Below are 11,948 nucleotides of genomic sequence, written 5' to 3'. Positions count from 1 at the left end.
CGCCCCGTTTGCCATGATCGTCCGATGGCCGACACGAGACTCAGGGGCAGGGTCGTGCTCGTCACCGGAGGCGGCGGGGGCATCGGCGCGGCGATCTCCCGGGCCTTCGCGGCCGAGGGGGCTCGGGTGGCCGTGCACGGCGTCGCGGAGACCCCGCCGCCTCCAGGCGTGACGTGGGAACACGTCACGCCCCCGCCGGACCGGGCCGAGGCGCTGGCCGCCGAGCTGGGCGACGCCATCGCCGTCCAGGCCGACCTGCGGGAGTCCGGCGCGCCGCCGCGGCTGTTCGACGAGGTCGAGAGCCGGCTCGGCCCGGTGGACGTGCTGGTGAACAACGCCGCGCACTGCGAGAGCCCCGACACGATCGACACGGTCACCGCCCCGGCGTTGCGGCGCGCCTACCAGGTGAACGCCATCGCCCCGGCCCTGCTGATCGCCGAGCTCGTACGGCGGCGCCCGGCCGGCGGCGTCCCGTGCGTGGTGAACATCTCGACCGACGCCGCCCGCGCGTTCCCCGGCCAGCTCGGCTACGGGACGTCCAAGGCCGCCCTGGAGGCGCTGACCCGGGCGGCCGCGCTCGACCTGGCCGCCACGGGCATCCGGGTCAACGCGGTGGCCCCCGGGCCGGTGCAGACCGGGTGGATGGACGCCGCCGCGGAGGAGCGGGTCCGCTCGATCGTGCCCATGGGGCGGGTGGGCGAGCCGGCGGACGTCGCCGACGCGGTGGTGTTCCTCGCCTCGCACCAGGCGCGCTGGATCACCGGCCAGGTGCTGCAGGTGGCCGGGGGCCACGCGCTCTGACCGGCCCCGGTCAGGAGGTCCGGCTCGGCCGTCTCCTGACAGCGGGCGCGGCCGTCCCGCGTCCTCCCTGTCCACGGCGCCGCGAGAGCGGGATCGTCCCTTCGCGGATAATCCGCACCGGGACTGCTTGGGTAGGCTGGCGGTATGACGGCGATGGCTCCCACGCGTACCGAAACGGATCTGTCCTTCCTGCTCGACCACACCAGCCACGTGCTGCGCACCCAGATGACGGCGGCGCTCGCCGAGATCGGCCTGACGCCGCGCATGCACTGCGTGCTGGTCCACGCCCTGGAGGAGGAACGCACCCAGATCCAGCTCGCCGAGCTGGGCGACATGGACAAGACCACGATGGTCGTGACCGTGGACGCGCTGGAGAAGGCCGGGTACGCCGAGCGCCGCCCGTCCAGCACGGACAGGCGGGCGCGGATCGTCGCGGTCACGGAGGCGGGCGCGGCCGTCGCCCAGCGCAGCCAGGAGATCGTGGACGGCGTGCACCGGGCGAGCCTCGGCGCGCTGCCCGACGACGAGCGCGAGGTCCTGGTGCGTGCCCTGAACCGCCTGGCCGGCGGGCATCTCGCCACCCCCGCCGAGACCTCCCAGGGGGCTCGCCGGGCACGGGAGCGCGCACGTTAGATCCGAAAGGGATCGTCTGTAACAGAACTATCTGCTACGGTCTCTCCTGTCGACTTGAGACGGGAGAGACGATGTCGTACGCACGAAACTCGCGCTGGACCGCACTCGGCGTGCTGTCCGCGGCGGGACTGATGACGATCCTGGACGGCAGCATCGTGACGGTGGCGATGCCCGCCATCCAGAAGGACCTGGGCTTCTCGGCCGCCGAGCTGAGCTGGACCATCAACGCCTACCTGATCCCCTTCGGCGGGTTGCTGCTCCTGGCGGGGAGGCTGGGCGACCTGATCGGGCGGCGGACGATGTTCCTGGCCGGGAACGCGGTCTTCACGGCCGCCTCCCTGCTGGCGGGCGCGGCGACCGGGCCCGGCCTGCTGATCGCCGCCCGGTTCCTGCAGGGCGTCGGCAGCGCGCTGGCCTCCGCCGTGGTCCTGGGCATCCTGGTGACGCTGTTCACCGACCCCGTCGAGCGGGGCAAGGCAATCGCGATCTTCAGCTTCACCGGGGCGGCGGGCGCGTCGATCGGCCAGGTGCTGGGCGGCGTCCTGACCGACGCGCTGAGCTGGCCGTGGATCTTCTTCATCAACGCGCCGATCGGGGCCGTCACCGTCGCGCTGGCGCTGCGGGCCCTGCCCGCCGACCGCGGGATCGGCCTGGCGGCAGGCGCCGACATCGCCGGGGCCGCGCTGGTGACCACGGGACTGATGCTGGGCATCTACACGGTGGTCAAGGTCGAGGAGCACGGCTGGCTGTCCACCCACACCCTCGGCCTCGGGGCGGTGTCGCTGGCCCTGCTGGCCGCGTTCGTGGCGCGACAGGCGACGGCCAAGGAGCCGCTCATGCCGCTGCGGATCCTGCGCTCACGCAACGTGGCCGGCGCGAACCTCGCCCAGATGCTGAGCCTGTCGGGGATGTTCGCCTTCCAGATCCTCGTCGCGCTCTACATGCAGCGGGTCGTGGGTTACGGCGCCCTGGAGACCGGCCTGGCGATGCTCCCGGCCGCGGTGGGCATCGGCTCGATCTCCCTGTTCGTCTCGGCCCGGCTCAGCGCCCGCTTCGGCGCCCGCGCCGTCCTGGTGGCCGGCCTGGCGCTGCTCGTCGCGGCGATGCTGCTGCTCACGCGCATCCCGGTGAACGCCGACTACGTCACCCACCTGCTCCCTGCGATGGTGCTGATCTCGGGCGGCGGGCTGGTGCTGCCGGCGCTGGCCACGCTGGGCATGTCCGGCGCCCGGGAGAGCGACGCGGGGCTGGCCTCCGGGCTGTTCAACACCACCCAGCAGGTCGGCATGGCCATCGGCGTGGCGGTGCTGTCCACGATGGCCGCCTCGCGTTCCGGGGAGCTGCTGGCCGCCGGAGCCGGCCAGGCGGCCGCGCTGACCGGCGGGTACCGGCTGGCGTTCGCCATCTCCGCCGGGCTGCTGCTCGCGGCGCTCGCCGTGGCGCTCCTCGTCCTGCGCCGGCCCGCCCCCGCCGGCCCGGTCGCCGCCGCCGACCGGCCCGCCCAGGAGGAGCACGGCTTCACAGGCAGCGGGTCAGCCGGGTCAACGCCTCGGTGATCTCGGCGGGGGTCAGGCCGAGGTCGGAGCGCTGGTAGCCGTACACCTCGGGGGCGAGCGGGGCGAGTAGGGCGTCGACCAGCGCGCCCGGCGCGGGGGTGCCGGCGGCGACGAGCAGCGAGCGGACGTGCGCCCGCCAGAACCCGTACGCCCCGGTCTCGAACCGCGACCGGCCGACCTCGCTGCCGAGCACCAGGTGGGCGTGGTCCTCCAGGAGCCGCACCATGGCGGCGTAGAAGGCGGCCAGGCGTTCGGCCGGCGGCGCGCCGGGCCCGAGCGGCGGCTCGCCGCGCAGCAGCTCCTCCTGAAGGGCCCGCTCGTGCTCGTCCAGCAGGGCCACCGCGATGGAGGCGCGGTCCGGGTAGCGCCGGTAGAGCGTGCCCCGGCCCACTCCGGCCGCCTTGGCGATCTCGTCCATCGTCACCTCCTGCGGCGGCCTGGCGGCGAACAGGGCGGCGGCCGCCTCCAGGATCCTGGCGCGGTTGCGCGCGGCATCGGCTCTCTCCATGCCGACAGTCTATGTGGACACAGCGTCCGGTTATGATTAAATGGACGCAGTGTCCGCTTAGAGATCGGAATCCTCATGTTGCTGCACCTGGACGCCAGCGCCCGCCGCGCCTCCTTCTCCCGCGAGCTGTCGCGGCGCTACGCCGAGACGTGGCGAGCCGCCCATCCGGACGCGGGGTACGTCTACCGCGACCTGGCCGCCGACCCCGTGCCACACATCGGCGAGGCGTGGACCGAACTGTGCGACTACGTGCTGGAGCACCAGATCACCGACATCGCCCGCTACAAGGAGGCGGTGCGCACCCCCGCGCAGGAGCAGGCGTGGGCGGTGCTGGCGCCGCTGCTCGACGAGGTGGTGGCGGCCGACGTGATCCTCATCGGCACGCCGATGTACAACTTCTCCATCCCCTCCTCGCTCAAGGCGTGGATCGACCAGATCACCTTCCCCAAGATGTCGCTGGCGGGCCGCTCCTTCGTGGTCACCGGCGCCCGCGGCGGCGCGTACGGCCCCGGCACCCCCCGCGAGCCGGTGGACCACGAGGAGCGCTACCTGCGCGACTTCTTCAAGGGGCACTTCGCGGTCGAGGACGTGACGTTCGTGCACGCCGAGCTGGTCAACGCCTGCCTCGATCCGGCGCTGGCGCACCTGCGCGGCGCGCACGAGGCGTCGCTGAGCGCCGCGTTGGAGGCGGTGTCGCGATGAGCTGGCTGGTCCTGCTGCTGGCGGGCCTGGTCGAGGTGGCCTGGGCGCAGAGCATCAAGCCGACGCAGAACTTCACCAGGCCGCTGCCCACCCTGGTCTGCCTCGTCCTGATGGCAGCGGCCGTGTGGCTGCTGTCGCAGGCGATGAACACGCTGCCGGTCGGCACGGCGTACGCCGTCTTCACCGGGATCGGCGCGGCGGGGGCGATCACGCTCGGCATCGTGCTCCACGACGACCCCGTCTCCGTCGGCCGGATGGCGGCGCTGGCCCTGATCGTCGGAGGGATAGTGTTGGCCCGAGTCACCACCTAACCAGGACGAAAGGGCTGTTATGGGGGACATCAGGCGGGCCTACCTGACGGCGGCGGAGTCGGCCGTCACCCTGCTGCACGACCCGGCGGTGGCCGCGGCCTGGGACAGGCCGAGCGCGCTGACCGAGTTCAGCGTCGCGGGCCTGGCCGGCCACCTCGCCCACCAGCTCGTCCGCGTGGCCGACGCGCTCGACTCGGAGGCGACACAGGAGCCGGTGAACCTGCTGGACCACTACGTGATGTCGCCATGGGTGCAGGCGGGCCTCGACCACGAGAGCAACGTGGGCATCCGGCGCGCCGGTGAGGCGTCGGCGGCCGACGGACCGGCCGCGCTGGCCGCCAGGACGGCCGAGCTGCTGGAGCGCCAGCGGGCCGTGCTGCCCGCCGAGCCCGCGGACAGGATCGTGCACCTGGCCTCGTCGGGCTGGTCGCTTCGGTTGGACGACTTCCTGCTCACGCGCGTGATGGAGCTGGTCGTGCACTCCGACGACCTGGCCGCGAGCGTGGGCGTGGACACGCCGGAACTGCCCCCCTCGGTCATCGACCCGGTGGTCGAGCTGCTGGCGCGGCTGGCCGTGCACCGCCACGGCGCGACGGCGGTCATCCGCACGCTGAGCAGGGCGGAGCGGGCCCCGGCCACGATCAGCGCCTTCTGACCCTCTTCGACGGGAGCACCGGCGGGATCTCACACACCGAACTCTATGGAATGAATCATTCCGTTCTGCTATTCTGAGAACAGAACGATCCGTTCCGAAGAGTGCAGAAGGAGTCCGCCATGACGATCCTCGTCACCGGTGCCACCGGGACCGTCGGCCGCCACCTCGTCGCCGAGCTCGTCCGGGCCGGTCAGCGGGTGCGCGCCCTCACCCGCGACCCCGGCCGCGCCACCCTCCCCGAGGGCGTCGAGGTCGTGGCGGGCGACCTGGCCGACCCCGACACGCTCGTCCCCGCCTTCGACGGCGTCACCGCCGTCCACTTCATCAACTTCGCGGGCGACGACTACGCCCCGCTGGAGCACGGCGACCGGATCGTCGAGCTGGCCGTGAAGGCGGGGATCCAGCGGGTCACCGTGCTCGGCGGGCGCGCCGACGGGCCCCTGGAGCAGGCTCTGGCCGCGACCGGCATGGAGTGGACCCTGCTGCACCCGGTCGAGTTCATGTCCAACACGCTCCAGTGGTGGACCCACTCGGTGAGGTACGAGGACGTCGTCAAGGAGCCGTTCGGCGACCGGCTCAGCGCGATGGTGCACGAGAGGGACATCGCCGCCGTGGCCGCGGTGGCGCTGACCGAGAGCGGCCACGGCGGCAGGACGTACCCGCTGACCGGCCCGCAGGCCCTGACGACCCGGGAGAAGGTCCGCATCCTCGGCGAGGCGCTCGGCAGGGAGATCGCCTTCGTCGAGCTGACCGAGGACGAGGCCCGCGACCAGTGGCGCGCGGTCGGCATGGGCGAGGAGACGATCGGGTTCCTCATCGAGGCGCTCGGCAACACCCCCGAGGTCGGTTACACCGTGGTGCCGACCGTCGAGCAGGTCACCGGCCGGCCCGCCCGGAGCTTCGCCGAGTGGGCGGCCGAGCACGCGGACGCCTTCCGCGCCTAGAGTCGCGCGGGACCCATGGCCGCGCCGGGCGGCCACGGGATCACGCGTCCGCCTCGGCCACCTGCGCGTAGTGGCAGGCCGCCTGCGCGGCCGGGACGGCGGGCAGGACGGCCAGCGGCTCCGACCGGCACCTGCCGTCCACCCCGGCCTCCGCCGCCCGGCCGGAGGCGAGCACCTGGCAGCGGGCGTGGAAGCGGCAGCCGCCCGGGATGCGCGTCGGGTCCGGCGGCTCGCCCGTGAGCACCACCCGCTCGGGCGACTCCGGCAGCACCGACAGCAGCGCCTGCGTGTACGGGTGGCGCGGCGCGGTGAGCACCTGCTCCACGGGCCCCGACTCGACGATCCGGCCCAGGTACATCACGGCGACCCGGTCGGCGATGTTCCAGGCCAGCCCCAGGTCGTGCGTGACCACCAGCGCCGACAGGCCCAGGTCGTCGCGCAGCCTCAGCAGCAGGGCGAGGATCTCGCCCCGCACCGAGGCGTCCAGCGAGGCCACCGGCTCGTCGGCGATGAGCACCTTGGGATCCAGCGCCAGCGCGCCCGCGATCACCACGCGCTGGCGCTGTCCGCCGGACAGCTCGTGCGGGTAGCGCAGGAAGAACCGCTCCGGAGGCCGCAGCCCGGCCCGCGCCAGCGCCGAGGCCACGATCTCCCGCTCGTCCGGCAGGCCGTGGATGCGCGGACCCTCGGCCACCGCCTCGTAGACGGTCTGCCTCGGGTTCAGCGAGCCCATCGGGTCCTGCAGGACGAGCTGCACCTCCCGCCGGTAGGCCTTGAGCGCCCGCGACCGGTAGCTCAGCTCCGTCCCGCCGTACCGGACCGAGCCGGAGGTGGGGCGCTCCAGGCCGAGCAGGGTGCGGGCGAGCGTCGTCTTGCCGCAACCGGACTCGCCGACCAGCGCCACGATCTCGCCCGGGCCGACGGCGAGGTTGACGCCGTCCACCGCGCGGGCGCGCCGGCCGCGCGCGGCGAACTCCACGTGCAGGTCGCGCGCCTCCAGCAGCGTGGAACGGCCGTCCGCGGTGACGGGTTCGGCCGAGGCCTGTGTCTCCGTCATGACGTCTCCCCCTTCGTTGCGGCCGGCGACTGCTCGCGGACGTGGACGCAGGCCGCCCGGCGGCCCGCGCCGGCGGGCCACAGCTCGACGTCCAGGGTCGGGCACTCCTCCCGCGCCACCGGGCAGCGCGGGTGGAACGAACAGCCGCTCGGCAGCCGCATGGGGTCGGGCGGGTCGCCGCCGAGGCCCCTGGGCGCGAGCCGCGAGGCCGGGTCGCCCACCGTGGGGAACGCCGCCGCCAGCGCCTGGCTGTACGGGTGCCGGGCCTCGTGGAAGACCTCCCCCGCCGGCCCGTGCTCCACCAGGCGGCCCGCGTACATGACCGCGAGCTGGTCGCAGACGTCGGCGAGCACCGACAGGTCGTGCGAGATCATGATCAGTGAGATGCCGTTCTCCGCCACGAGCTGCTTGATCAGCGTGAGCACCTGCGCCTGCACCATCACGTCGAGCGCGGTCGTCGGCTCGTCGGCGATGATCAGCCGGGGCGAGCAGGCCAGCGCCATCGCGATCATGACGCGCTGCCGCTGCCCGCCGGACAGCTCGTGCGGGTAGCTGCGCGCCCGCCAGGTGGGCAGCCCCACCTGCTCCAGCAGTTCGGCCACGCGGCCGCGCGCGGCCTCCGGCCTGGCCAGCCCGTGGACGAGGAGCGGCTCGGCGATCTGGTCGCCGATCCGGCGCACCGGGTTGAGCCCGTGCTGGGCGCCCTGGAACACGATGGACGCCTCGGCCCAGCGCACGGCCCGCAGCCGGCCCCACTTCATGGCCAGCACGTCCTCGCCGTCGAGCAGGATCCGGCCGCCGAGGCGAGCACCGCGCGGCAGCAGCCGCAGCAGCGCCATGGCCAGCGTCGACTTGCCGGATCCCGACTCGCCGGCGACCCCGAGCGCGGCCCCCGCGTCCAGCGACAGCGACACCCCGCGCACGGCGGGCACCTCGCCGGCGGCGATCCGGTAGGTGACGGACACGTCGTCGAGTTCGAGGAACGTCATGCGCCCGCCCTCCTGAGCTGCGGGTTGAGCACGGCCTCCAGGGCACGTCCGCACAGCGTGAACGCCATGACGACCGCCAGGATGCACAGGCCGGGCACGAGGATGTACCACCACGCGCCCTGGGTGGCCGCGCCGTAGTCGTACGAGGCGCGCAGCATGGTCCCCCACGAGGTCTTGTTGGAGCTCACGCCGAGGAAGGCCAGCGTCGACTCGGTGACGATGGCGCTGGCCACCTCCAGCGTGGTGCTGGCCAGCAGCAGCGGCGCCACGTTCGGCAGCACGTGGCGCGTCGTGATGTGCCAGTGGCCGCCGCCGAGCGCCCGGGACCGCTCGATGTACGGCCGGGCCTCCACCGACAGCGTCTGCGCCCTGATCAGCCGGGCGGTCGCCGGCCAGGTGGTGACGCCGATGGCCATGATGATGGTGAACGTGCTGCCGCCCAGGATGGCCGCCAGCACCATGGCCGTGACCAGCGAGGGCAGCACCAGGAACCAGTCGGTGATCCGCATGAGCACGGCGCCGGCCCAGCCGCGCAGGTGCCCGGCCGCGATGCCGACGACCATCCCGATCACGATGCTGACCAGCGCGGCGAGGAAGCCGATGAGCAGCGACGTGCGCGAACCCCACCAGACCATCAGCAGGATGGACCGGCCGGACTCGTCGGTGCCGAACGGCTCGTCCAGGCTCGGCGGCGCGAACTTCGCGCCGGTGCCGGACACCACGCTCGTCACGCTCTCGTCGATGAACAGCGGCGCGACCAGCGCGGCCGCGACGGCGGCGAGCAGGATCACCAGCCCGGTCAGGCCGGCCCGCTCGCGGCGGAAGCTCTCCCAGAAGCGGCCGGCCGCCAGCCGCCTGCGCGCCCAGGCGACGCTGGTCATGCCGACCTCACCCTCGGGTCCAGGACGTGGTAGACCACGTCGGCCAGCGTGTTCATGATGATCACCGACATGGTGATGAGCATGAACGTGCCCTGCATGAGCGTGAAGTCCGGCACCTTGATCGCCTCGTAGAAGAGCTGTCCGAGCCCGGGCCAGGTGAAGATGTACTCCACGGTGACCGCCCCGCCGACGATGAAGCCGATCCGCATGAAGACCAGCGTCACCGTGGGCAGCAGCGCGTTGGGCACCGCGTGGCGCCGCCGCACCTCGTCGTCGCGCAGCCCCTTGGCCCGCGCCACGTTCACGTAGTCCTGGCTGACCTCCTCCAGCAGCGAGGAGCGCATGACGAGCAGGTACTGGGCGTAGACGACGGCCACCAGGGTCAGGCACGGCAGCGCCATGTGCGCGGCCACGTCGAGGAGGTAGCCGAAGCCGTCGGGCGCGTCGACGCTCTCGATGCCGCGGAACGGCAGGATGCCGGGGATCGGCCCGATGCCGACGCCGAACGTCATCATCAGCAGCAGCCCGAGCCAGAACGTCGGCACGGACCACAGCAGCAGCGAGACGCCGGTGGAGACCCGGTCGAAGCGGGAGCCGTGCCGCCAGCCCGCCCGGGTGCCCTGCCAGATGCCCAGGCTGACCGCGATGACCAGGCCGGTCCCGGTGAGCAGCAGGGTCGCGCCGATCCGCTCGCCGATGAGGTCGAGGACGGGTCGCTTGTACTCGTAGGAGGTGCCCAGGTCGAAGCGGAGCGTCTGGCCGACGAAGTCGAAGAACTGCTCCAGCATCGGCTTGTCCAGCCCGAGCCGGCGGCGTTCCAGGTCGAGCTGTTCGGGGGTCATGCGGCGGCCCTGTGCCAGGTTGCGCACCGGGTCGCCGGGCAGCAGCCGGAAGACGAAGAACGTGCCGACGATGACCATGGCGATGCTGAGCACCGCCCCGCCGGCCTTCGACGCCACGTAGCGCAGCGTGCCCCGGCCGGCCGGACGGTCCTCGCCGGTGCTCCCCGACGAGCCCGCCGCCTGGGCGACGGCGGGCTCTGCCGATTCGAGCGGGGTCGTCATTCGCGGTCGTCCGCGGCGCTCCTGCGCCGCCTGGTCAGCAGGAAGGCTGCCAGCCCGAGGACCACCACGCCGCCGACGACTCCGGCGATCAGGCCGGTGTTGGAGCCGCCGCCGTCCGTGCCGCCGCTGCCGCCGGTGGAGGAGGCCGCCACGTCGACGGTGTAGAACGGCCAGTAGCTGCTGCCGCCGTACAGCAGGCCCTTCTCCTCGGGGATCGGGGTGATGGCGGTGACGCGGTCCTTGCGGTAGCCCTCAAGGTTGTTCGGGTAGTAGATGGCGATGACCGGGGCGTCGGTGTAGAGGCGCTCCAGCATCTGCTTGATGATCCCGGCGCGCTTGGTGCGGTCGAGCTCCTTGAGCTGCTCCTGGTAGAGCTTCTCGAACGTCGGGTCGCAGTAGAACGACTCGGTGCCGCCGCCCTCGCCCGCCGGGGTGGGCCGCCGGCTGCACAGGTGCGTCGCCAGGATCTCCTCGGGGTCGGGGTTGACCGACCAGCCGCTGATGGCGATGTCGAAGGTGGCGGCCACGCCGGTCTCGTCGCTGAACTTGCTGGAGTCGAGCTTCACGGTGGTCAGCGTGATGCCGATCTCCTTGAAGAAGCCGGCCAGGTACTCGGCGAGCTTGTCCTCGATCGGCGTGTCGGTGTGGATGGTGAAGCGGAACTCCAGCTTGCGCTTGCCGTCCGGCATCGTGCGGACGCCGTCGGAGCCCTTCTTGTAGCCCGCGTCGTCGAGGATCTGGTTGGCCTTGGCGACGTCGTGGGTGACCTTCGTGTCGCCGGTGGCCTCCCAGAAGAAGTCCTTGAACATGGGCGGCACGATCGAGCCGTCGGCAGGCCTGGCCAGGCCGCCCCACACCTCGTCGACCAGCTTCTGCTTGTCGATGGCGTGGTGCAGCGCCTGGCGCACCTTCACGTCCTTCAGCGCGGGGTGGCCGTCGCCGACGGGCTTGTTGTCCGTGGTGGTGGCGCCGTGGTTGATCTGCAGGTACGCCGCGCGGCGGCCCTGGGTGTCCCACTGCTCGATGTTCGGGTCGCCCTTCATCGCCTCGAACTCCGGCGGGTTGAGCCGGCCGATGAGGTCGATGTCGCCCTTCTTCAGGCCCGCGATGGCGGCCTGGGGGTTGTCGTAGAAGATGACCTGCAGCTCGTCGATCTTGGGCGCGCCCCGCCAGTAGGAGGGGTTGGCCTTGAGCTTGATGTACTGGTCCTTCTTGTGCTCGGTCGCGATGTACGGACCGCTGCTCACCGACGGGTACTTGTCACCGTCGAAGTTGGCCAGGTCGGTGACGCCCTCCCACGCGTGCTTGGGCATGATCGGGATCGGGTTGTCCAGCATCGAGGCCTGCGGGGCCTTGAGCTTGATGACCAGGTCCTGGCCGTTGGCCGTGACGCTCTCGAAGTTCTCGACGGCGGGGCCGTTCGCGGTCTTCGCGGCGTCGTCGGTCATGATCTTGTTGAAGGTCCAGGCGGCGTCCTCGGCCGTGACCGGCTTGCCGTCCGACCAGTTCGTCTGGCGGATCTTGAACGTCCACGTGAGCCCGTCGTCGGAGGCCGTCCACGACTCGGCCAGGTCGGGGCTGGGCTGCAGCGTCTTGGAGTCGGGCACCGTGAGGAACCCGTACATCCAGCGGTGCACCTGGGTCGAGACGATGCGGACGGCCAGGAAGGGGTTCATCGAGTCGACGGCCTGCGTGGCGCCCACGCGGAGGACCTTCTTCCCCGCCCCAGGTTCCTGGGCCAGCGCCACCTGGCCCTGACCTGCGACTAACAGCGCGACGCCCAGCACAGCCAGGCGTGCGAACCATTTCCTCATATGTGCCTCACCTTCAGGCGGGGATTCCTGTGT

13 protein-coding genes are annotated in these 11,948 nt (G+C 72.2%); 7 read left to right on the top strand and 6 right to left on the bottom strand.

The features are described 5' to 3' along the window. Nucleotides 1-24: 24 nt before the first annotated feature. From FHU36_RS32720 to FHU36_RS32710, 3 genes are all read left to right on the top strand, one after another. Nucleotides 25-801, top strand: coding sequence for an SDR family NAD(P)-dependent oxidoreductase (locus tag FHU36_RS32720; RefSeq protein WP_185087963.1), 777 nt, complete (start codon nt 25-27; stop codon nt 799-801). A gap of 144 nt (nt 802-945) precedes the next feature. Next, a complete protein-coding gene (locus FHU36_RS32715) occupies nt 946-1,434 on the top strand; it encodes a MarR family winged helix-turn-helix transcriptional regulator (RefSeq protein WP_185087962.1) in 489 nt (162 codons plus the stop codon). 71 nt (nt 1,435-1,505) lie between these two features. Next, a complete protein-coding gene (locus FHU36_RS32710; RefSeq protein ID WP_185087961.1) occupies nt 1,506-2,990 on the top strand; it encodes an MFS transporter in 1,485 nt (494 codons plus the stop codon). Here FHU36_RS32710 and FHU36_RS32705 read toward each other — a convergent pair. After that, nucleotides 2,953-3,498, bottom strand: a complete 546-nt coding sequence (locus tag FHU36_RS32705) for a TetR/AcrR family transcriptional regulator (protein WP_185087960.1) — start codon at nt 3,496-3,498, stop codon at nt 2,953-2,955. The genes FHU36_RS32710 and FHU36_RS32705 overlap by 38 nt on opposite strands. Nucleotides 3,499-3,573: 75 nt before the next feature. Between FHU36_RS32705 and FHU36_RS32700 the strand changes: the two genes are divergently transcribed. From FHU36_RS32700 to FHU36_RS32685, 4 genes are all read left to right on the top strand, one after another. Continuing rightward, nucleotides 3,574-4,200: an FMN-dependent NADH-azoreductase gene (locus FHU36_RS32700; RefSeq protein WP_185087959.1), complete on the top strand. Its 627-nt coding sequence runs from the start codon at nt 3,574-3,576 to the stop codon at nt 4,198-4,200. Beyond that, nucleotides 4,197-4,511: a DMT family transporter gene (locus FHU36_RS32695; RefSeq protein WP_185087958.1), complete on the top strand. Its 315-nt coding sequence runs from the start codon at nt 4,197-4,199 to the stop codon at nt 4,509-4,511. The genes FHU36_RS32700 and FHU36_RS32695 overlap by 4 nt, the downstream gene beginning before the upstream one ends. A 19-nt stretch (nt 4,512-4,530) precedes the next feature. Further along, entirely contained in the window at nt 4,531-5,166 is a 636-nt protein-coding gene (locus tag FHU36_RS32690; protein WP_185087957.1) for a maleylpyruvate isomerase N-terminal domain-containing protein, read from the top strand. Nucleotides 5,167-5,285: 119 nt separating this feature from the next. Beyond that, entirely contained in the window at nt 5,286-6,110 is an 825-nt protein-coding gene (locus FHU36_RS32685; RefSeq protein WP_185087956.1) for an NmrA family NAD(P)-binding protein, read from the top strand. Between the two features lie 40 nt (nt 6,111-6,150). On the opposite strand, the gene FHU36_RS32680 is transcribed toward FHU36_RS32685, so the two are convergent. The 5 genes from FHU36_RS32680 to FHU36_RS32660 are packed head-to-tail and all read right to left on the bottom strand — an operon-like array spanning nt 6,151 to nt 11,915. After that, nucleotides 6,151-7,167, bottom strand: a complete 1,017-nt coding sequence (locus FHU36_RS32680) for an ABC transporter ATP-binding protein (protein ID WP_185087955.1) — start codon at nt 7,165-7,167, stop codon at nt 6,151-6,153. After that, entirely contained in the window at nt 7,164-8,156 is a 993-nt protein-coding gene (locus FHU36_RS32675) for an ABC transporter ATP-binding protein (protein ID WP_185087954.1), read from the bottom strand. Before FHU36_RS32675 ends, FHU36_RS32680 begins: the two co-directional genes overlap by 4 nt. After that, complete coding sequence (locus FHU36_RS32670) at nt 8,153-9,037, bottom strand: ABC transporter permease (protein WP_185087953.1); 885 nt, start codon at nt 9,035-9,037, stop codon at nt 8,153-8,155. Before FHU36_RS32670 ends, FHU36_RS32675 begins: the two co-directional genes overlap by 4 nt. Then, complete coding sequence (locus tag FHU36_RS32665; protein WP_185087952.1) at nt 9,034-10,101, bottom strand: ABC transporter permease; 1,068 nt, start codon at nt 10,099-10,101, stop codon at nt 9,034-9,036. Before FHU36_RS32665 ends, FHU36_RS32670 begins: the two co-directional genes overlap by 4 nt. Beyond that, nucleotides 10,098-11,915, bottom strand: coding sequence for an ABC transporter substrate-binding protein (locus FHU36_RS32660; RefSeq protein ID WP_185087951.1), 1,818 nt, complete (start codon nt 11,913-11,915; stop codon nt 10,098-10,100). The genes FHU36_RS32665 and FHU36_RS32660 overlap by 4 nt, the downstream gene beginning before the upstream one ends. Nucleotides 11,916-11,948: the final 33 nt, after the last annotated feature.

The organism is Nonomuraea muscovyensis, assembly GCF_014207745.1.
GTDB lineage: Bacteria > Actinomycetota > Actinomycetes > Streptosporangiales > Streptosporangiaceae > Nonomuraea > Nonomuraea muscovyensis.
This window is presented reverse-complemented; position numbering and strand designations above follow the sequence as displayed.